The organism is Streptomyces sp. NPDC040610, from assembly GCF_055594065.1.
Window position 1 is genome coordinate 555,681 of sequence record NZ_JBVIXA010000002.1, and the last position, 20,085, is coordinate 575,765.

19 protein-coding genes and 1 pseudogene are annotated in these 20,085 nt (G+C 73.4%); 10 read left to right on the forward strand and 10 right to left on the reverse strand.

What is annotated here, in order from left to right:
- Window positions 1–143: 143 nt before the first annotated feature.
- Window positions 144–839 carry a type 1 glutamine amidotransferase domain-containing protein gene (locus ACZ6AA_RS08970; RefSeq protein WP_468459030.1) on the forward strand — a complete coding sequence of 232 codons (696 nt, stop codon included), beginning with the start codon at window positions 144–146 and terminating at the stop codon, window positions 837–839.
- A gap of 184 nt (window positions 840–1,023) precedes the next feature.
- Window positions 1,024–1,896 (forward strand): aldo/keto reductase, encoded by an 873-nt coding sequence (locus ACZ6AA_RS08975; protein WP_468459032.1) that lies wholly within the window; start codon window positions 1,024–1,026, stop codon window positions 1,894–1,896.
- 129 nt (window positions 1,897–2,025) lie between these two features.
- Here ACZ6AA_RS08975 and ACZ6AA_RS08980 read toward each other — a convergent pair whose 3' ends face one another.
- Window positions 2,026–3,213 carry an MFS transporter gene (locus ACZ6AA_RS08980; protein WP_471457075.1) on the reverse strand — a complete coding sequence of 396 codons (1,188 nt, stop codon included), beginning with the start codon at window positions 3,211–3,213 and terminating at the stop codon, window positions 2,026–2,028.
- Window positions 3,214–3,649: 436 nt separating this feature from the next.
- Here ACZ6AA_RS08980 and ACZ6AA_RS08985 point away from each other — a divergent pair, with 436 nt between their 5' ends.
- Window positions 3,650–5,200, forward strand: a complete 1,551-nt coding sequence (locus ACZ6AA_RS08985) for a methionine--tRNA ligase (RefSeq protein WP_471457076.1) — start codon at window positions 3,650–3,652, stop codon at window positions 5,198–5,200.
- Window positions 5,201–5,205: 5 nt separating this feature from the next.
- On the opposite strand, the gene ACZ6AA_RS08990 is transcribed toward ACZ6AA_RS08985, so the two are convergent.
- On the reverse strand, window positions 5,206–6,288 hold the full coding sequence (locus ACZ6AA_RS08990; protein ID WP_468482125.1) for an LLM class flavin-dependent oxidoreductase: 1,083 nt from the start codon (window positions 6,286–6,288) through the stop codon (window positions 5,206–5,208).
- The gene (locus tag ACZ6AA_RS08995) at window positions 6,288–6,800 is read right to left on the reverse strand and encodes an SRPBCC family protein (RefSeq protein WP_468459038.1); all 513 of its coding nucleotides are present in this window, start codon (window positions 6,798–6,800) and stop codon (window positions 6,288–6,290) included. Before ACZ6AA_RS08995 ends, ACZ6AA_RS08990 begins: the two co-directional genes overlap by 1 nt.
- 347 nt (window positions 6,801–7,147) lie before the next feature.
- On the opposite strand from ACZ6AA_RS08995, the gene helR reads away from it, so the two are divergent.
- Entirely contained in the window at window positions 7,148–9,352 is a 2,205-nt protein-coding gene (gene helR, locus ACZ6AA_RS09000) for an RNA polymerase recycling motor ATPase HelR (RefSeq protein WP_471457078.1), read from the forward strand.
- A 30-nt stretch (window positions 9,353–9,382) separates the two neighbouring features.
- On the opposite strand, the gene ACZ6AA_RS09005 is transcribed toward helR, so the two are convergent.
- From ACZ6AA_RS09005 to ACZ6AA_RS09015, 3 genes are read right to left on the reverse strand one after another with little or no spacing between them, the layout of a single operon-like run.
- Complete coding sequence (locus tag ACZ6AA_RS09005) at window positions 9,383–9,733, reverse strand: VOC family protein (protein ID WP_468459042.1); 351 nt, start codon at window positions 9,731–9,733, stop codon at window positions 9,383–9,385.
- A 57-nt stretch (window positions 9,734–9,790) separates the two neighbouring features.
- The gene (locus ACZ6AA_RS09010; protein ID WP_471457080.1) at window positions 9,791–10,288 is read right to left on the reverse strand and encodes a winged helix-turn-helix transcriptional regulator; all 498 of its coding nucleotides are present in this window, start codon (window positions 10,286–10,288) and stop codon (window positions 9,791–9,793) included.
- Window positions 10,289–10,333: 45 nt separating this feature from the next.
- Window positions 10,334–10,918: a CGNR zinc finger domain-containing protein gene (locus ACZ6AA_RS09015; protein ID WP_468459195.1), complete on the reverse strand. Its 585-nt coding sequence runs from the start codon at window positions 10,916–10,918 to the stop codon at window positions 10,334–10,336.
- A 200-nt stretch (window positions 10,919–11,118) separates the two neighbouring features.
- Between ACZ6AA_RS09015 and ACZ6AA_RS09020 the strand changes: the two genes are divergently transcribed.
- The gene (locus tag ACZ6AA_RS09020; protein ID WP_471457082.1) at window positions 11,119–12,324 is read left to right on the forward strand and encodes an MFS transporter; all 1,206 of its coding nucleotides are present in this window, start codon (window positions 11,119–11,121) and stop codon (window positions 12,322–12,324) included.
- A 64-nt stretch (window positions 12,325–12,388) separates the two neighbouring features.
- Entirely contained in the window at window positions 12,389–12,919 is a 531-nt protein-coding gene (locus ACZ6AA_RS09025; protein WP_468459047.1) for a hypothetical protein, read from the forward strand.
- Between the two features lie 31 nt (window positions 12,920–12,950).
- Here the strand turns inward: ACZ6AA_RS09025 and ACZ6AA_RS09030 are convergent, their stop codons facing one another.
- The gene (locus tag ACZ6AA_RS09030; protein WP_468459049.1) at window positions 12,951–13,559 is read right to left on the reverse strand and encodes a TetR/AcrR family transcriptional regulator; all 609 of its coding nucleotides are present in this window, start codon (window positions 13,557–13,559) and stop codon (window positions 12,951–12,953) included.
- Window positions 13,560–13,669: 110 nt separating this feature from the next.
- Between ACZ6AA_RS09030 and ACZ6AA_RS09035 the strand changes: the two genes are divergently transcribed.
- From ACZ6AA_RS09035 to ACZ6AA_RS09045, 3 genes are all read left to right on the forward strand, one after another.
- A complete protein-coding gene (locus ACZ6AA_RS09035) occupies window positions 13,670–15,145 on the forward strand; it encodes a cytochrome P450 (protein WP_471457085.1) in 1,476 nt (491 codons plus the stop codon).
- A gap of 129 nt (window positions 15,146–15,274) precedes the next feature.
- Entirely contained in the window at window positions 15,275–15,529 is a 255-nt protein-coding gene (locus tag ACZ6AA_RS09040; RefSeq protein ID WP_468459053.1) for a hypothetical protein, read from the forward strand.
- Window positions 15,526–16,587: a glutathione S-transferase family protein gene (locus ACZ6AA_RS09045; RefSeq protein WP_471457087.1), complete on the forward strand. Its 1,062-nt coding sequence runs from the start codon at window positions 15,526–15,528 to the stop codon at window positions 16,585–16,587. Before ACZ6AA_RS09040 ends, ACZ6AA_RS09045 begins: the two co-directional genes overlap by 4 nt.
- Window positions 16,588–16,673: 86 nt before the next feature.
- Here ACZ6AA_RS09045 and ACZ6AA_RS09050 read toward each other — a convergent pair whose 3' ends face one another.
- From ACZ6AA_RS09050 to ACZ6AA_RS09060, 3 genes and pseudogenes are all read right to left on the reverse strand, one after another.
- Window positions 16,674–17,888 (reverse strand): glycosyltransferase, encoded by a 1,215-nt coding sequence (locus tag ACZ6AA_RS09050; RefSeq protein WP_471457089.1) that lies wholly within the window; start codon window positions 17,886–17,888, stop codon window positions 16,674–16,676.
- 173 nt (window positions 17,889–18,061) lie between these two features.
- A pseudogene (locus ACZ6AA_RS09055) lies at window positions 18,062–18,832 on the reverse strand (MerR family transcriptional regulator); the annotation flags it as partial.
- A 92-nt stretch (window positions 18,833–18,924) separates the two neighbouring features.
- On the reverse strand, window positions 18,925–19,578 hold the full coding sequence (locus tag ACZ6AA_RS09060) for a helix-turn-helix domain-containing protein (protein ID WP_468459059.1): 654 nt from the start codon (window positions 19,576–19,578) through the stop codon (window positions 18,925–18,927).
- A gap of 72 nt (window positions 19,579–19,650) precedes the next feature.
- Here ACZ6AA_RS09060 and ACZ6AA_RS09065 point away from each other — a divergent pair, with 72 nt between their 5' ends.
- The gene (locus tag ACZ6AA_RS09065; RefSeq protein ID WP_471457091.1) at window positions 19,651–20,016 is read left to right on the forward strand and encodes a hypothetical protein; all 366 of its coding nucleotides are present in this window, start codon (window positions 19,651–19,653) and stop codon (window positions 20,014–20,016) included.
- Window positions 20,017–20,085: the final 69 nt, after the last annotated feature.

Below are 20,085 nucleotides of genomic sequence, written 5' to 3' on the forward strand. Positions count from 1 at the left end.
GCGCATCCGCGCAGGGCTCGCGCGGGCGGCCTTCGGGGGCTTGGGGACCGTCCCGGATATTCCCTCCCGCCCATCGGATATCCAATCGCTGCCAGTGGCTTTCCTATTGGATTCCTATGGGGCAGGACACCTACGTTCGGCGCATGTCGAAGATTCTTTATGTGATGACCGGCGCCGCCTTCTGGACGCTCGCCGACGGCACCCCGCACCCCACGGGGTTCTGGGCCGAGGAGGCCGTGGCGCCGTACGAGGCGTTCCGGGCGGCGGGCCACGAGATCGTGGTCGCCACGCCGGGCGGCGTCGTGCCGACCGTGGACCGGGGCAGCCTGGCGCCCGAGGTCAACGGCGGCCAGGAGGGCGCCGACCGGATCGCCGCCGGGCTCGCCTCGTTCACCGCGCTCCAGTCGCCGATCCGCCTGGAGGACGTGGACCTGGACGACTACGCGGCGGTGTACTACCCGGGCGGCCACGGCCCCATGGAGGACCTCGCCGTCGACGCGGCCTCCGGGCGGCTCCTGTCCCTGGCCCTGGAGTCGGGCAAGCCGCTCGCCGCCGTCTGCCACGCCTCGGCCGCGCTCCTCGCCGCCACAAAGGCTGACGGCACCAACGCCTTCGCGGGCTACCGCCTCACCGGGTTCACGAACGCCGAGGAGGCCCGGGCCGGCCTCGCCGACCGGGCGAAGTGGCTGCTCCAGGACCGTCTGGTCGCGGTGGGAGCCGACTTCCGGGAGGGCGAGCCGTGGGCCCCGCACGTGGTCGTCGACCGCAATCTGGTCACCGGCCAGAACCCGGCCTCGTCGGCCCCGCTGGCCACGGAACTCCTGAAGCGGCTGGGCTGACACCCGGCCCGCTCCCACCAGCGGCTTCGGCCCTGTCCTGTCCGACGTGACGCCGGGCGGCCGCCTTTCCGACGTCGCGTCGGACGGCTGCCCGTGCACGGCCGAACCCGCTCTTCACGCGTTCTTGCACATAGGTTCGGAGTCACACATCTTGTCGTACGCACGCCGTGAAAGGACCGCTCCCATGAGCACCTCGAACACCTCGCGCCCCGCCGACGCCTCGGGCACCTTCGCCCTCGGCGGCGACCTGCCCGTCAACCGGCTCGGCTACGGCGCGATGCAACTCACCGGACCGGGCGTCTGGGGCGAGCCCAGGGACCGGGACGAGGCCGTTCGCGTGCTGCGGCGCGCCGTGGAGCTCGGTGTGACGTTCATCGACACCGCCGACTCCTACGGCCCCATCGTCAACGAGGTGCTGATCCGCGAGGCCCTGCACCCGTACGCCGACGACCTGGTCATCGCCACCAAGGCCGGTCTGACCCGCTCGGGACCGGACGACTGGCGGGCCGTGGGCCGCCCCGAGTACCTGCGCCAGCAGACGGAGTTGAGCCTGCGTCACCTCGGCGTCGAGCGCATCGACCTGTTCCAGCTGCACCGCATCGACGAGCAGGTGCCGCTCGCCGACCAGCTCGGCGAGCTGGTGCTGCTCCAGAAGGAGGGCAAGATCCGCCACATCGGCGTCTCCGAGGTGACGGTGGATCAGCTCAAGGAGGCCCGCGAGCACGCCGAGATCGTCTCCGTGCAGAACCAGTACAACCTGGTCAACCGCGGCTCCGAGGACGTCCTGGAGTACGCCGAGCGCGAGAACATCGCCTTCATCCCGTGGTTCCCGATGGCCACCGGCGAGCTGGCCCGCCCTGGCGGCCCGCTCGACGCCGCCGCCAAGGAGCACGGCGCCTCTCCGTCCCAGCTCGCGCTGGCCTGGCTGCTGCGCCGCTCGCCGGTGGTCCTGCCCATCCCCGGCACGTCCAAGGTGGCCCACCTGGAGCAGAACACCGCCGCCGCGGACATCACCCTGACCGACGCGCAGTTCGAGGCGCTCGCGGCCGCCGTCTGACGACACCGCGGCACGGGGTGCCCGGGCCCTGGCACCCACCACCGCACGGTGGGCGCCAGGGCCTGTGCTCAGCTCCGTGCGGTGAGCGCCCCCAGGCATCGCCGCACCGTCGGCGTCAACACCCCCGGGTCATCGCCGTACCCCCACCACCGCCACCGCGACCGCCGCCGTCAGCCCGCCCAGCACCATCACCGCCGACGGCGCGGCCCGGTCCACCACGGCCCCACCGGCCAGCGCCCCCAGCGAGATCGTCGCCTGGAACGAGGCGGTGAAGAGCACCGACGCCGCCTCCGGCGAACGCGGCACCGCCGCCGCGAACCACGCCCCCGAGCACACCGGCACGGCGCCGTACGCGACCCCCCACACGACCAGCAGCGCCACCGCCCCGCCCGGCCGGTCCCCGAGCACGGGCAGCAACAGGACCGCGGCCGCGATCAGCCCCGCGGCCACCGCGAACGCGGCGCGCGGCCGACGCGCCACCGCGGAGCCCCCGAGGAAGTTCCCGGCGATCCCCGCGGCCCCGTACGCCAGCAGGAACACGGTGACCACGCCCGGGCCCACGTCCGTGACCTGCCGCAGGAACGGCGTGACGTACGTATAGGCGCCGAAGTGCGCAAGGACGACGAGGAACGTCACGAGCAGCGCCCAGCGGGTGCCCGAGCCACGCAGCGCGGCCCGCAGAACGCTCACGCGCAGGGCTTCTTCCGGTGCCAGCGACGGCAGCACCAGGAGCATGGCGCCGCACACGGCCACGCTCAGAACTCCCATGAGGGTGAACGCCGTTCGCCATCCGGCCTCCTCCCCCACGAACGTCCCGAGCGGCACGCCGAGCACCGACCCGAGCGGCACCGCGGAGAAGATCACCGCCGTGGCCCGGCCCGCGGACTGAGGCGGCACGAGCCGCCCCGCGAGCCCGGCCCCGATCGACCAGAACCCGCCGATGGTCACGCCGACCAGGACCCGGGACACCAGCACGAGCCAGTACGCCGGTGCGACCGCCACGACGAAGTTCGCCAGGGCGAGGAGCGCCATGAAGGCGCACAGCATGGTCCGCCGGTCCACGCGGGCCGTCGCCGTCGTCACCAGCGGCGCGGACAGCGCGGCCAGGAAGCCCGGCATCGTCATCGTCAGTCCGGCCGTGCCGTCCGTGACGTCGAAGCTCCGCCCGATCGCGGGCAGCAGGCCGATCGGCAGGATCTCCACCGTGACGATGGCGAAGAGCCCGGCCGTGACCGAGCAGACGGCGAGCCAACTGATCAGCGGGGAACGGGGAGCAGCCCCGGAGCGCTCGACGGTGGTCGTGAGGGTGTGCGGCATGCGTGGGTCCGTCCTGACGGAGAGTTCCTGGGAGTGCCCGGGGGCACCTGGGAGCACCTGGGAGCACCTGCGGGGGCAACACATCGATGAATCGACACATCGACGCGGGTGTGCTGAGGGCGCGCCTCAGTCCATCAGGGGGCACGGGACCCGGTCTGGCAGGTAACCGACCCCATGGTCGGCCCCGGCACGTACCCGACGGCGGTGCCCGGCTCCACGTACCCGACGGAAAACAACAGGCCCCGCCGCAAGCCCCGCTGCTAGCATCCCCGCATGATCACGCCAGAGTTCCGCGTCGCCATGATGCCCCGCCACCGGGGCTGCTGACAGCGGACGCGAGCGTGTCCGAGGCCCCGAGACGGGGCCTCGTTCTGTCGCACGGCACGGAGCCCCGCCTCTCCCGTCCGGACCCCACCCGGAGATCCTGGAGGCTCCCATGACCCCACCCCGTACGACCTACGTCACCACGACCATTCCGTACGTCAACGCCCGCCCGCACCTGGGCTTCGCCCTCGAACTCGTGCAGGCCGACGTGCTGGCCCGCCACCGCCGCCACCGGGGAGACAGGGTCCGTTTCCTCACCGGCACGGACGACAACTCCCTGAAGAACGTCCTCGCCGCCGAGGCCGACGGCGTGCCCGTGCAGGACTTCGTGGACCGCAACGCGGACGCGTTCGCCGCGCTGCGCGCACCGCTCGCCCTGTCCTTCGACGACTTCATCCGCACCAGCCGCGACCCGCGCCACCGGGTCGGCGTGGAGCGCCTCTGGCGGCGGTGCGCGGCCTCCGGCGACCTGTACCGCAAGCACTACGAAGGCCTGTACTGCGTCGGCTGCGAGCAGTTCTACACGCCCGCCGAACTCGTGGCGGGCCGCTGCGCCGAGCACGGCACGAAGCCCCGGCCCGTCGCCGAGGAGAACTGGTTCTTCCGCCTCTCCCGGTACGCGGACCAGTTGCACGAACTGATCTCGTCCGGCCGCCTGCGCATCGAGCCCGCCGTGCGCCGCAACGAGGTCCTCGCCCTGATCGAGGGCGGTCTGCGCGACTTCTCCGTGTCGCGCTCGCAGGCCCGCGCCCGCGGCTGGGGCATCCCCGTCCCCGACGACCCGGACCAGGTCGTGTACGTGTGGTGGGACGCCCTCGGCAACTATGTGACGAGCCTCGGCTACGGCACCGACGACCCCGCGTACGACCAGTGGTGGACCGGCTCGACCCGCCGCGGCCACCTGCTCGGGAAGGGCGTCGTCCGCTTCCACGCCGTGTACTGGCCCGCCATGCTCCTGTCGGCCGGTCTGCCGCTGCCCACCGACATCCTGGTGCACGACTACCTCACCGTCGACGGCCGCAAGATCAGCAAGTCCGGCGGCACGACGGTCGATCCGACGGAGCTGGCGGCGGAGTTCGGCACGGACGCGGTCCGCTGGTGGCTGCTGCGCGAGGTGCCCCGGGTCGGGGACGCGGACTTCACCCGGGATCGGCTCGTGGCGCGCGCGAACGCCGATCTCGCCGGTGGGCTCGGGAACCTCGTCAACCGGGTCGTGACGATGGTGCACCGCTTCCGCGACGGCCGGGTGCCGGAGCGGAGCACGGCAGCCGAGGGCACGGTGACCGGCCCCGCCGCGTCCGTGGACACGGAGCGGCTGACGACCGTCTGCCGTGACGTGCCGGGACAGGTCGACGACGCCCTCGCGGACTTCGACTTCCGGCGGGCGACGGCCGCCGTGTGGCGGATCGTCCAGGAGGCCGACCGCTGCATCGACGGTACGCGGCCGTGGGAGCTGGCCAAGGCCGAGCGCGCGGGCGAACAGGCCGCGGGCGAACGGCTCGACGGGGTCCTCGCGTCCCTCGTCGGGGCGTGTCGCACGGTCGCCGACCAACTCGGCCCGTTCCTGCCGGAGTCCGCGGCCCGGGTGGCGGCGCAGTGCGCGCCGACGGAGGGCCGACTCCCGGCGGCGCGCCCGCTGTTCGCGCGGGTGGGTGAGGCGTAGAGGACTTACTCCAGGCTCTGTCCCTGCTGTCCCTGGCGATCCTGGCGCTCGATGTCCCGTACGAGGTCGAGGGCCCGGCCCAGAGTGGTGAGGCGGGCGGCGAGGGTGGCACCGGCCGGGTAGAGGCGGACGGTGGTGACTCCCGCCGCCCGCCACACCCGCAGTCGCTCGCGCACCCGGTCCTCGGTGCCGATGAGGGTCGTCGCGAGGACCATGTCGTCGCTGATCAGCGACGCGGCGCCGTCCCGGTCGCCGGCCTGCCAGCGTGCGCGCACGGCCGCGGCGACCTCGCTCCAGCCCTGGCGGCTGTACGCGTCGTTGTAGAAGTTCGTGGCCGCCGTGCCCATGCCGCCCAGGCTGAAGGCGAGTTCCTTCTTGCGCCCGCCGACCAGCGCGCGCAGGGCGTCCTCGTCGTCGGCGAACGCCACTTCGGCGCCCTGGCAGATGTCCAGGTCGGCGCGGCGCCGTCCCGCTTCGGCGAGCCCGGCGTCGAGGTGGTCGAAGTAGGCCTCCTTGGCGCCTTCGGGTACGAAGCTGGTGCCGAGCCAGCCGTCGGCGATGCGGCCGGTGAGGCGGAGCATGCGGGGTGAGAGCGTGGCGAGGTGGACGGGCAGGGCGTGCTCGGCGCGGATCGCCAGGCGCATGGGCCGGGCGTCGCCGCCCGGCAGCGGCAGGGTGAACTCCCGCCCCTCGTAGGCGAGTTTCTCCCCGGCCACCGCCTGCCGGACGATCTCGACGGTCTCCCGCATCCGGACCAGCGGCCGGTCGAAGGGGACCCCGTGCAGCCCCTCGACGACCTGCGGTCCGGACGGGCCGAGGCCCAGCAGGAACCGGCCGTCGGAGATGTTCGACAGGGTGATCGCGGCGCGGGCGATGGCCACGGGGGTGCGGGTGCCGAGCTGGATGACGCCGGAGCCGAGCCGGATGCGGTGGGTACGGGCGGCCAAGTAGCCGAGCGGGGACGGCGCTTCGGCGCCCCAGGCCTCGGCGACCCAGCAGGTGTCGAGGCCGAGCTTCTCGGCCTCGGTGACGTAGGTGACGGTGTCCTGCCAGTCGGCGGACGCCTCGACGGTGGTCGCCGTACGCATCACGCGTCCCCCTCGGCGAGCGCCTTGATGGTGTCGAGGGTGGCGCTCATCCCGCGCTCCAGTTCCCGCAGCCGTACGAAGACGATCTTCTGCTCCTTCTCCGGCGCCCGCTCGATCGCGAGCGAGAGGCCGGACGGCCCGGGCCCCATCCGCATCCAGTGCGTCAGCTCGGTGCCGCCGTCGCGGTCCCGCAGGCTGAACCGCCAGGAGGCGCTGGGGCGCTCGGGGTCGGTGACCGCCCAGCCGAAGACGCGGGGCGCCTCGCACTCGACGACGTGGGACGTGGTGGTCCACGCGCCGAAGGCCTCGTGTTCGTTGTGCCCGGCGAAGCGCGCCCCCGGGGCCGGGGCTGCGGCGCCGTCCAGCCACTCCACGGCCCGCAGTTCGCCGCTGCGGCCGGGCATCAGCGTGATGTCGGCGGCGAGGTCCCACACCCGGTGGGGCGGCGCGTCGATCCAGGTGCGCACCTCGACGGTCGGCTGGTCCACGTAACGTACGCCAGTCCACTCCATGACCAGCAGAGTTGCTCAACAGGACTGACCTGTCAAGAAGTTGCCACGCGCTCCGCGCACCCGGCCATCGGACCACCACGACCGGTCTCCCCGCCGACTGCGCCAAGGAGACCGAGGGTTTGGAGTATCCCGGCGAGCGTCCTGCCGTCCCGGGACGGCGACGCGACGAGCCGGGCGCCCGTGGAAAGCGGGCAAAAAAGAAAGCAAGGAGAGCACCCGCTCCTTGCCACTCTTAACTTATAGCGCACCGGGGGGCTTGCGGCAAGGCCCCGGTCGTACCGCAGAATCGCTCATCTCAGCCGGAGCCCCGGACCTCCGGACCTGCAGAAATGGGAGATTCACCCCGCATGACCCCCCTGAGTACCAGCGCGTTCGACCTGCCCGACCGACTCGATGCCAAGGCCGACCCGGCGTTGATCGCCGACGACGAAAAGCACTTCGCGGCCATCGCGGAGACCCTCGCGCAGACGATCGCCGAGCTGTCCGACCGCCTGGACACGGTGCGCAGGGCGCCCGGCGGCATCGGCCGCCAGGGGCTCGACCGGGACGCGGAGGTCCACCGGCTGACCGCACGGCTGCGCGCCCTGCGCCGCTTCGGCCTCGACCTGTGCCTGGGGCGTGTCGTCGGCGCGGACGACCCCGAGCCCCTGTACGTCGGGCGGCTCGGCCTCACCGACAGCTCGGGGCGGCGCCTCCTGATCGACTGGCGCTCCCCCGCCGCCGAGCCGTTCTTCGCGGCGACCCACGCCAGCCCGATGGGCCTGACCAGCCGCCGCAGGTACCGCTGGACCGGCGGGCGGATCAGTGACTACTGGGACGAGGTGTTCACCGCCGACGGCCTCGAACACCACGCCGCGCTCGACGACCAGTCCGCGTTCATCGCCAGCCTGGGCAGCAACCGGTCGGAGCGGATGCGTGACGTGCTCGGCACCATCCAGGCCGACCAGGACGCGATCATCCGCGCGGGTTCCCGCGGCGCCCTCGTCGTCGACGGCGGCCCCGGCACGGGCAAGACCGTCGTCGCCCTGCACCGCTCCGCGTATCTGCTGTACTCCGACCCCCGTCTCGGGCACCACCGGCGCGGCGGCGGCATCCTGTTCGTCGGCCCGCACGAGCCCTACCTGGGGTACGTCGCCGACGTCCTGCCCAGCCTCGGTGAGGACGGCGTGCAGACCTGCACCCTGCGGGACCTCGTCGCCGAGGGCGCGACGGCGGACCCCGAGACCGACCCGGACGTGGCCCGCCTGAAGGCGTCCGCGGGCATGGTGCGGGCGATCGAGAAGGCCGTCGCGTTCTACGAGGAGCCGCCCACCGAGGCCATGACCGTCTCGACGCCCTGGTGCGAGGTCCGGGTGAGCGCCGAGGACTGGGCCGAGGCGTTCAGGGCGCGGGGCCCCGGCACCCCGCACAACGAGGCGCGGGAGCAGATCTGGGAGGAACTGGCCACGATCCTCATGGACAAGCAGGGGATGGACGAGGACGAGGACGGCGTCTCGCCCGAGCTGTTCCTGCGCTCGCTGCGGCAGGACCGGGACCTCGTCACGGCCCTAGACCGGGCGTGGCCGCTGATCGAGGCCGCCGACCTCGTCTCCGACCTGTGGACGGTCCCCGCCTACCTGCGGATGTGCGCGCCCTGGCTGGACCGCGACGAGGTGCACAGGCTCCAGCGCAAGGACGCGCCGCAGGCCTGGACGGTGTCCGACCTGCCGCTCCTGGACGCGGCACGGCAGCGGCTCGGCGACCCGGAGGCGGCCCGGCTGAAGCGCCGCCGTGAGGCCGCCGTCGCAGCCGAGCGCGAGCGCATGGCCCGCGTCATCGACGAGATCGTCACGACCGCCGACATCGACTCGGCCGGGGACGAGAGCGAGGGCGCGGTGCGGATCCTGCGTGGAAAGGACCTCCAGGACAGTCTGATCGACGAGGACGCCCTGCCCACCGCCGAACCGGACCGCCTCGCGGGGCCGTTCGCGCACATCGTCGTCGACGAGGCGCAGGAGCTGACCGACGCGGAGTGGCAGATGCTGCTCCTTCGCTGCCCGTCCCGCAGCTTCACCATCGCCGGCGACCGCGCCCAGGCCAGGCACGGATTCACGGAGTCGTGGGAGGAGCGCCTGGAGCGGGCCGGACTCGACCGGATCAGGCCGGCCTCCCTGACCGTCAACTACCGCACCCCGGAGGAGATCATGACGGAGGCCGAGCCGGTGATCCGGGCCGCGATCCCGGACGCCAACGTGCCGACGTCCATCCGCAGCAGCGGCCTGCCCGTCGTCCACGGTTCCGTCGCGGACCTCGGCACGGTCCTCGACGACTGGCTGGCCTCGCACGCCGACGGGACGGCCTGCGTCATCACCACGGGCACCACCGAAGTCGGCGCGCTCCCGGCGACGCCCCGGGTCCGGACCCTGACCCCGGAGCTGTCGAAGGGGCTTGAGTTCGACCTGGTCGTCCTCATCGACCCGGAGTCGTACGGCGAGGGCATCGAGGGGGCGGTGGACCGCTATGTCGCGATGACCAGGGCGACGCAGCGGCTCGTGGTGCTCACGAGCGGCTGAGGCCACGGGCACCCGAACGTCGGCCGTGGGTCAGCGGTGGCTCAGTACGTTGACCACACGGCCGTTGGGGTCACGGACGAAGAACCGCCGCACGCCCCACTCCTCGTCCTGGAGCGGGTGGACGATCTCCGCGCCACTGTCCCGCAGCGCCGCGTACACCGCGTCCACGTCGTCGACCTCCACGCTCATGTCGGGCGGGACGGGTGCGGTCTTGTCGGCGGCCGTGTAGAGGCTGATCTGCGCCGTCGGAGCGGTCGGGGAGGCGAGGGTCATGATCCAGCCGTGGTTCATGACCTCCTCGAAGCCCAGGAGGCCGTAGAACTCCCGGCTCTCGCCTGCGGCTTCCGAGGGGATGTTGGGCACGACGCGACGCACGGACATCGGAGGACTCCAAGAGGAAGACGACGCCAACGATGACGCCAATGGGGAACACGTCTGTCACTGGGCGAACCGTCTGCGCACCTCCGCCCGTTCGGCCAGGCGGTCCGGGAAGCCCGGGCCCATCCGGGGGCGGGTGTCCGCGGCCGTCATGGGCTCCTTGCAGTGCGCGCACACGACCTCGGCTGCGCTGTCGTGGCCGCACGGCTCGTGCCGGAAGACGACCGGCGCTCCGTCGTCGCCGCTGAGCCAGCGGTTGCCCCAGCTGTTCATCGCGGCGAGCACGCCGAAGAAGTCCCGGCCCTTCTCGGTGAGTACGTAGTCGTGGCGCACCGGGTCGCTCTGGTACGGGCGCTTCTCCAGCAGGCCCTCGTCGACCAGGCGTCGCAGCCGGTCGGCGAGGGTGTTGCGCGCGATGCCGAGTTCCTGCTGGAACGCGTCGAACCGCGTGACTCCGTAGAAGGCCTCGCGCAGCACCAGCGGCGTCCACCAGTCACCGAGCAGGTCCATGGTGCGCGCGATGGAACAGGGCCAATTCGCAAAGGAGGTCCGCCTCATGGGGTCAGCATAGGAAGGTTCGCGCACGCGTACGCCTTCTGGAGTTCACCGGTTCTCCTCGCGCCCCTGGTGTCCCTGCTTCCTCCGCGCCGGTCGGCGCTCCTTGGCGCGCCGGTGCTCCGCCACCCGTTCGCGGGTCGCGCACCTCGGTGAGCAGTAGCGACGTTCCGCCCCGCTGCCGCCGGTGACGTACACGTTGCCGCAGCGCGGTGAGGCGCACACGCCGCCGGGGGGCCGCTGGCGGTCCCAGACGAGGACGGCGAGGGCCATGCAGGACGAGGCGAGGAACCACTCGGCCCAGGGCGCGGAGTCGTCCCTGTCGAGGTGGATGTGCCACGGCGAGCCGCCGCCGTGCGCGGTGAGGCGGACCGGGCCGCAGCCCTCGGCGAGGAGCCGGTTCAGGAGGGTGGCCGCCGCGTCGACGTCGGGGGCGGCGAAGACCTCCCGCAGCCGCGCGGCGACGGCGCGCATCTCCGCCACGTCCGCGGGGGTCACGTCCAGCGGATCGGCCTCGCCGTACTCGCGCAGGACCGCTTCGAGCGCGGCGGGCGGGTCGGTCGTGGGCTCCGCGGTGCCGTCGGGACCGAGGACGTTGACGAGCGCGGCGGCGCGCTGGGCGGACCGCAGCACGGAGTGGCGGGTGGACCACTCGCTCGTCGCCCCTCGCTGCGGCTCGCTCTTGGGCCCGCGCTTCGACTCGGGCTGCGGCTCGGTCTTCAACGGGTCGGCGGTTGCTGCGTCGTTCGGCCTCGTCACGACCGTCAGCGTAACGCCCTTGGCCGCACCCGCCGTTACCTTGTAACGTGCTGTGAATGTTAAGGCGTTACAGCATGACGCTCTATCTCACCGGCGCCACGGCGGCCCGGACCGGGGACGAGATGTCGGGTCCCGCGCTGCTCCTCGTGGGGCTCTCCGTGACGGGTTCGGCGTCGGCGGCATCGGCACTCCTGTCGGGGATCACCGTGTCGGCGGCCGTGGGCGGCCCTGTCTTCGGTGCGCTGCTCGACCGGTCGGCACGTCCGGGGCGGCTCCTCGCGGGTGCGCTGGCCGCGTACTGCGCGGCGCTGCTCGTCATCCTGCTGAGCCTGGGGCGGCTGCCGCTGCCGGTGGTGCTCGCCACCGCCGTGTGCGGCGGGCTGCTCGGGCCCGCGCTCGCCGGTGGCTGGACCTCGCAACTCCCGCGTGTGACCGCCCCGGAGAGCCTGCCGCGCGCCAACGCTCTGGACGCGCTGACGTTCAACACCGCGAGCCTCGCGGGTCCCGCGCTGGCCGGTGCGGTCGCGATGACGGCGGGTGCCTCGGTGGGTGTCGTCGTGCCCCTGGCCCTGATCGCCCTCGCGCTCCCGGCCGCGTGGACGCTGCCGAGGCGTGCGGCGGCGGCCCGCGCCCAGCCGTCCACGTCCGTCGTCGCCGACCTGGCCGCCGGCTTCGCCGCCATCGGCCGCACCCGGCCCCTCGCCCGCGCCACCCTCACCTCCGTCATCTCCTACGTCGGCGTCGGCATGCTGGTGACCTGCACGCCCCTGCTCGGCGAACGGGCCCTGGGCACGGCCGGTTCGGGCACGTTCCTGCTCGCGGCCCTCGCCGCCGCGTCCCTCCTCGCGAACGCGCTCCTGGCCCGGCGCCCCGAATCGCTCCGTCCCGACGCGACGATCCTGGGCAGCGTCCTCGCCCTCGCCCTTGCCCTGCTCCTCGCCGCGACCCTGTCGCCCCTCGCGCTGTTCGCGGCGATGGCGGTGGCCGGGGCGGGGGCGGGACCGCAGTTGACCGCGCTGTTCGCGGTACGCCACCGGGAGGCCCCCGAGCGGCTGCGCGGCCAGATCTTCACCACCGGCGCCAGCCTGAAGATCACCGGGTTCGCGATCGGCGCGGGCCTCGGCGGCCCGGTCGCCACCTGGTCGCTCTCCGGCTCGCTCCTCGTGGCGGCGGGCGTCGAAGTCCTCGCCGCGCTGGGCTTCGTCCTCCTCACCGTGGTACCCGTACGTCACTCGGACGCGCCGTCGTCACACGCCGCCCAGGCGCGCGTACGGCCGTAACGTCCGCTGCGTCCCGCGCGCGCCGTGCCGGGATCCAGGAGCTCGGACGGGAGCGCCGCCGCTGATGTCTGTCTTAGGGAAGCCCTTCACGCCACCGGCCGCGGTCGTGCTCCAGGACTACGACCGCCACGGGCGGGTGTGGGCGCTGGAGATCGCGACGGGGCTGCTCACACCTGCGGCGGGCCGCTGCCACGGGTTCGTGCGCGTGCGGGAGGAACCCGCGCGGGGCGGGCCTCCGGTCGCGGCCGCCCTGTACGCGGAGGGGGCGGGCGCGGGCACGCTCTGGCTCCAGTACGGGCCGGAGCGCTGGGACTGCTCGGCGGTGGCCGTGCGGCAGGTGTCCGAGCCGGACGGCCACCGGCTGTTCACGGTGTTCGGGGAGCGCGGAGCGGAGCTGGAGCTGCGCTACCCGGCGCCGGATCCGGGGCCGTTCGATCCGGCGTACGGCTGGATCGACACCGTCGCGGACGACTTCTTCCTCTGGGCCGCCGAGCGGCTCACCGACGCCGCCGACGCCGGGGACGACACGGCGGCCGCCGCGGCCGCCCGGCAGGCTCTGACGGAGCACTTCGCGACGGGGTTCCTGTCGGCCTGACGTCACCCCGACCCCGCAAGGAGCGTCCGGGCTACGGCAGGATCGCCCCGAGCAGCGCCCGCGCGCACAGGTCCCGCACCTGTGCGCGCGTCAGCTCCGGCTCCTCCAGCCACTCCAGGCACACGGCGACCATGAAGGCCAGCCAGCCGCGCACCGCGAGGCGCACCGCGGGCAGTTCGGCGGCCAGGGGCGCCGTCTCGGGGTCCGCGGCGAGGGCGGCGAGGATCTGGCGTTCCTGGGCGGCGAGGCCCTGGCGGTAGACCTCGCGGACCGTGGGGTCGCCCGCCGCCTCCGCGCGGTGGAAGGCGCGGAAGCCCTGCGCGTGGCCCTCGACGTACCCCAGGAAGGCGTCGAGACCGGCGCCGAGCTGCTCGCGCACGGGCCGGCCGGGTTCGGCGGCCGTCAGGCGCAGCATGCGCTCGCTCTCGCGCTGCACGACGGCGGCGAAGAAGTCCCGTTTGGTCGGGAAGTAGTGGTAGAGGAGTCCGCGGGAGACGCCCGCGATCTCGGCGACCTGCTCGATCCAGACGTCGTCATAGGGGTTCTGCGCGAACAGCCGCGCGCCCACGGTCAGGAGTTGCTCCCTGCGCTCCTCGGTGCTCAGTCTGCGGCGCGTGCGCTCCTGCGGATTCGCGGCCATCCGATCACCTTACTTGACGTCGGTTCAACAACCGGACCAGACTGCGAACCGCTATTGAATCCACGTACAACAGGCTTGAACGAGCCGCGTGCACAAGGGAGATGGCGGCCATGGCGCAGACGACACAGCCGACGGGAAGTGCCGAGCCGCTGCCCGGGGACCTGCCGAAGGGGTTTCGCGGCGCCGAGGCCGGCTGGCCCGAGCTGCACCGCATCCCGCACCCGCCGCGCCGGGTGCCGCTGGTCGGCGACGTGCTCGGGGCGAACGTCCGCACGCCCGTGCAGGACTCGATGCGCATCGGCCGCGCCCTGGGGCCGATCTTCCGGCGCAAGGCCTTCGGCAAGGAGATCGTGTTCGTCTGGGGCGCGCGGCTCGCGGCGGATCTGGCCGACGAGGCGCGGTTCGCCAAGCACGTGGGGCTAGGGGTGGCCAATCTGCGGCCCGTCGCGGGCGACGGCCTGTTCACGGCGTACAACCACGAGCCGAACTGGCAGCTGGCGCACGACATCCTCGCGCCCGGGTTCAGCCGTGAGGCGATGGCGGGCTATCACCCGCTGATGCTGGACGTGGCCGGGCAGCTCACGGCCCGCTGGGACGGCACGGCCGCCGCGGGACGGGCCGTGGACGTGCCGGGCGACATGACGAAGCTGACCCTGGAGACCATCGCCCGCACGGGGTTCGGGCACGACTTCGGCTCCTTCGAGCGGTCCCGTCCGCACCCCTTCGTGACCGCGATGGTCGGCACGCTCTCCCACGCCCAGCGGCGCAACGTCCTGCCGCCCGCGCTCGCGCCGCTGCTCCTGCGCCGGTCCGAGCGGCGCAACGCCGCCGACATGGCCCATCTGAACCGGACCGTCGACAAGGTCGTCGCGGCCCGCCGCGCGGCGGACACCTCGGGTGCCTCGGGCGACCTGCTCGACCGGATGCTCGACGTCGCCCACCCCGACACCGGCGAGCGCCTGTCGGCGGAGAACATCCGGCGCCAGGTCATCACCTTCCTGGTCGCGGGGCACGAGACGACGTCGGGTGCCCTGTCGTTCGCGCTGCACTATCTGGCGGGCCACCCCGAAGTGTGCGCCCGCGCGCGGGAGGAGGTCGAGCAGGTGTGGGGGCGGACGGAGGTTCCCGCGTACGAGCAGGTGGCCAAGCTCCGTTACGTACGCCGGGTGCTCGACGAGTCGCTGCGGCTGTGGCCGACCGCACCGGCGTTCGCGCGCGAGGCCCTGCACGACACGGTGCTCGACGGAACGCATCCGATGCGGCGGGGCGCGTGGGCGCTGGTCCTGACGATGCTCCTGCACCGGGACGAGTCGGCGTGGGGCGCCCGGCCGGAGGCGTTCGACCCCGACCGGTTCACGCCCGCCGCGGTGCGCGCCCGGCCGCCGCACGTCTTCAAGCCGTTCGGCACGGGCGCGCGGGCCTGCATCGGCCGTCAGTTCGCCCTGCACGAGGCGACCTTGGTGCTCGGGCTGCTGCTGCGGCGCTACGACCTGGTGCCGGAGGCCGACTACCGGCTGCGGGTCGCCGAGCGTCTGACCCTCATGCCGGAGGGGCTGCGGCTGCGGCTCGTACGCCGACAGGGGTGAGCGCGGGGCTTCGTCCGGGGCGCTCGCGGGCACGCGCGCGTGGTGGTTGAAGGGCAATTGTCAGACCCGTGCGCAAGAGTGGGGGTTGCACCTTCAACCTGGTGACCGCGCGCAAAGGAGCCAACCGACATGACCGGCACAACCCATCCCGAACTGGCCGCGGCACAGGCGTGCTTGCGCCTCCTCCACACCGCACGCGCCGCCCTGTCCGGACCCGTGACGGCGCAGACCGCGGCGCTGCTCGCCGTGCCGATCGCGGACGCCGACGAGGCCCTGCGCCGCGCGGGCCTCGCGGGCAACGAGGCCGCGCTCCTGAACAGGATCTACGACCTGTCGCCACCCGCGTCCGAGCCCGCCCCCCGCCCCGAAGGGAGCCTGCGGTGAGCGACGCGGAGCGGGAGCAGGCGGGCGGGGGCGAGGCGAGCGGCGACAGGGCGGGCGGCAACGACACGTACGGCAAGAAGCCGTTCAAGCGTTCGCGCAGCCACTTCGCCGACCGCGTCACGGCCGACGGCCGCGACGGCTGGCCGGTGGAGGCCGGGCGCTATCGCCTGGTGGTGAGCCGCGCTTGCCCCTGGGCGAGCCGCGCGCTGATCTCCCGCAGGCTGCTCGGCCTGGAGGACGCGCTCTCGCTGGCGGTCGCCGACCCGATCCAGGACGACCGCAGCTGGCGCTTCACGCTGGACCCGGACGGCCGCGACCCGGTGCTCGGGATCCGCCTTCTCAGCGAGGCGTACGACGCGCGGGAGACGGGCTATCCGGGCGGCGTGAGCGTCCCGGCGATCGTGGACGTCCCGAGCGGCCGCCTGGTCACGAACGACTACCAGCAACTGACGCTGGACCTCGCCACCGAGTGGACGGCCCTGCACCGCCCCGGAGCGCCCGATCTGTACCCGGAGGCGCTGCGCGACGAGATCGACACGGTGATGGACGGCATCTACCGCGACGTCAACAACGGCGTGTACCGCTCGGGGTTCGCGTCCTCCCAGAGCGAGTACGAGACCGCGTGCCGGGATGTGTTCCGGCGCCTGGAGGAGACGTCCCGGCGCCTCGCCGACCGCCGCTATCTGGTCGGCGACAGCATCACGGAGGCGGACATCCGCCTGTTCACGACGCTGGTGCGCTTCGACGCCGTCTACCACGGCCACTTCAAGTGCAACCGCTGGAAGCTGACCGAGGACCCGGTGCTGTGGGCGTACGCCCGCGACCTGTACCAGACACCGGGCTTCGGCGACACGGTCGACTTCGACCACATCAAGCGGCACTACTACGAAGTGCACACGGGCATCAACCCGACCGGCATCGTGCCGCTCGGGCCCGATCTCGGCGGGTGGCTGACCCCGCATCACCGTCAGCTGCTCGGCGGCAGCCCGTTCGGGAAGGGGACGGCGCCGGGGCCGGTCCCCGAGGGCGAGGAGGTGCCGGAGGCGGGGCGGCCGTGAGGGGGCGGCCATGAGGCGTCGGCAGGCGTGAGGCGGGTGGCGTTGAGGCGGGGCGGCTGTGAGGCGGGGCTGCGGGCACCGGCGCCTCACCTCCGGCCGAGCCGCTCCACGGCCATGAGGACCCGGCCCGCCCCGTCCTCCACCGCCATCGACCGGGAGACGGCCAGGGCGGCGGAGGCCCAGACCGGTTCGTGGACCGCACGGGTGAGCGCGTCGGCCAGACGCGGCGCCGTGAGGGCCCGGAACGGGACGGGAGCGGGAGCAGCGCCCAGCGCGGTCAGGCGCGCCGCCCAGAAGGGCTGGTCGGCGGTGACGGGCACGGGCACGGCCGGGACCCCGGCGCGCAGCCCCGCCGCCGTGGTGCCCGCGCCCGCGTGGTGCACCACGGCGGCCATACGGGGGAAGAGCAGGGCGTGCGGCAGCTCGCCGACGGTGAGGACGTCGTCGCCGGACGCCTCCAGGCCCGCCCGCCCGGACTGCAGGACGCCCCGGAGTCCGGCACGCCGCAGCGCCGCCACGGCGAGTTCGCCGAGGCGCCCGCCCTCGCCCGCCGCCATGCTGCCGAAGCCGACGAAGACGGGTGGCGGACCGGCCGCCAGGAAGTCCTCGACCAGGGGCGGCAGCCGCCCGTCCGGATCGTGGTGCGGCCACCAGTTGCCGACCACGTCGAGCCCGGCACGCCAGTCGGCCGGGTGCGGTACGACCGTCGGGCTGAAGCCGTGCAACACCGGCCCGCCCGCCCGTTCCTGACAGGCGCGGACGGCACCCGAAGGGGCGGCCGGGAGCCCCAGGCGCGACCGCAGGTCCCGCACCGCGTCGGCGTACACGCGATCGACCATGCGCAGGGAGAAGCGCGCCAAGCCGCGGTTGCCCCAGCGCCCGAGGGATCGCGCGCCGCTCACCACCGGGGCGAACTCCCCCGTCGGATGGGTGGGCTGGAGGTAGGCGCCGATCGTCGGCACACCGTGGGCCTCCGCGAGCTGCCAGCCCAGCGGGGCCGTCGTCGTGGACAGGACGAGCAGTTCGTCGCTGTCGTCGACGGCGTCCGCGAGTCCGCCACCGAGGTCGCGTACGAAGGCACCGGCCGCCCGCATCAGCTCACGGCGCCCCGCCGCCGCCCCGGAGGCACGCGCGTCGGCGGGCAGCGGCCGGAACCCCAGACCGGCGCCGCGCACCAGCGGCGCGAAACTCTCGTGCGTGGCGAGCGCGACCTCGTGCCCCGCCGCACGCAGGCGGGCACCCAGGCCGGTGTAAGGGGCGATGTCGCCGTAGGAACCGGCGGCGGTGATCAGTACTCGCACCACACACCCCCACGACTCTTACCCTCAGGTTTAGCTTCACCCTTGAGGTCACCGTCGGCATTGGTGATCACCTCGGCGTCGGCACCGAGGTCGGCGTCGGTGATCGCCACGGCGTCAGCACAGACATCGGCGTCGACGTCCGCACCGGCACCGACACTGACATCGGCGCCGACATCCGCACCGGCATCGGCGTTGGCCCGGACGGCCTCCCACAAGTACCGGGCCAGCCCCGGCCGCTGCTGCGAAGGCGGTACGACCAGCGCGAACGCCCGGGCGTCGGTCAGGAAGTCGTCGGCGATGCGCAGATGCATGGCGGGCGGGCAGTCGGTGAACCAGCGGCCGATATGGCGCCGGTGCTCGTCGGCGAGCGCCCTGGCCCGCTCCCCGTCGGCGGGTTCGTGGGCGTCGAAGGCCACGAGCAGCCGCTCCCGCCAGACCGCAGCCTCGTCCATGATGCGGGCCCAGTCCTCCTGGGAGTGCGCTGCGGCGCGGGCCATGGCCTCCTTGTGTCCGGCGCTGTCCGCCCATTTGATCTCGGCCTCGGTGGCGTAGCTCAGGTCGAAGGTGATCTCACCGAAGACCTCGAAGCGCTCGCGCGGGGTCAGCCTGACGCCCGTCTGCTGGACCTCCATGGCGCGGTCGGCGACCTCGACGAGCCGCTCCAGGCGGTCGATCTGCTCGCGCAGGGTCCGGCGCCGGGCCCGCAGCAGGTCGAGCGCGTCGGCCTCCGGGTCCGTCAGGATCTGGGCGATCTCGTCGAGCGCGAAGCCGAGTTCGCGGTAGAAGAGGATCTGCTGGAGGCGGGCGAGGTCGGTGTCGCCGTAGAGCCGGTAGCCGCCGGCGCTGCGCTCGCTCGGCGTGAGCAGGCCGGTCCTGTCGTAGTGGTGCAGCGTACGGACCGTGACCCCGGCGAAACCGGCGACCTGTCCGACGGTATAGCTCATGATCTTCTCCCTGTCGTCGCCGTACAGCGTGCAGCCTGACGCGACGGGAGAGTCAAACAGCGGCGGTGGTCGTGCGGCCACCGGACGTGCCGTCAGCGCGGCGGCAGCGACCCCGGGGTGCGGCCCAGGAACCCCCGTGCGGTGCGGGCGAGGTGGGCCTGGTCGCAGAATCCGGCAGCGGCGGCCGCGTCGGCGGGGGCCGCGCCGCCGTCGAGGAGCGCGCCCACGGCCGCCCGCAGCCGCCCCCACCGGCGCATCGCCCCGAGCGGCACGCCGACCTCCGCCCGGACCAGCGCCCGCAGCCGCGACGGGGAGAGGCCGACCTCGGCGGCGACCGCGTCGAGGCGCGGCGCCCCGGCGCTGCTCCGTACGGCGTGCGGGACGCGCGGGTCGACGGGCGCGGGCGCCCCGGTGAGGGCGGCGAGTTCGCGGTGCAGCGCGTCGGCGTCCAGGTCCGCCCCGGACGCGGCCGCCAGTCGCCGCACGCTTCCGGCGTCCAGCCAGGTCGGCCCGCCCGGGTCGGCCCGTACGCACCACGGATCCAGGAAGGCGGCGACGAAACCGGCCGGGGTGGCGCAGGCGTGCGCGTACTGCGGCGGGACCAGCACGCCCGCACCGACGACACCGTCCACGCGCACGCCCCCACGGTCGGGCAGGACGACCTTCCACACCGGATGCCGATGCCGCGTCACCTCGTAGCCGCGGGGCTCGGCGAAGAGGGCGACGCCGCTCGTGCCGGAGAGCAACGGAGCGCTCCGCCGCCCGGCGCGATCGTTTCGTCCAATACGGCGGCGGGGCGGCGCCCCGACCATCGGCGCATGTCGAATGTCGCGGCCCTCGCCCTCGCCCTGTTCCTCACCACGACCGCCCTCGCCCACTTCGCCCTCCCCGGCTACTTCACGTCGCTGGTTCCCGCCTGGCTCGGCCGCCCCGGCCTCTTCGTCGTCGGCAGCGCGCTCGCCGAACTCGGCACCGCCGCGCTCCTGATCACACCACACACACGCGCGGCGGGCGGATGGACGGCGTTCGGGCTTCTCCTGGTGTTCCAGGTGTCCCACGTGGACGCCGTACGGAACACCCGCGCACGGTCCGGGATGCTGCACGGCCCGTGGGGTGTCGCGGCGCGCCTGGTGGTGAACGCGGGCTATGTCGCGTGGGCGGCGGCGGTCGCCCTCACCGCCTGAGGCCCACCCCTGCCCGCGCCCCCCATTTGTTAATGGGATCCATTTTCATATAGCCTCTGGCCAGCTCTT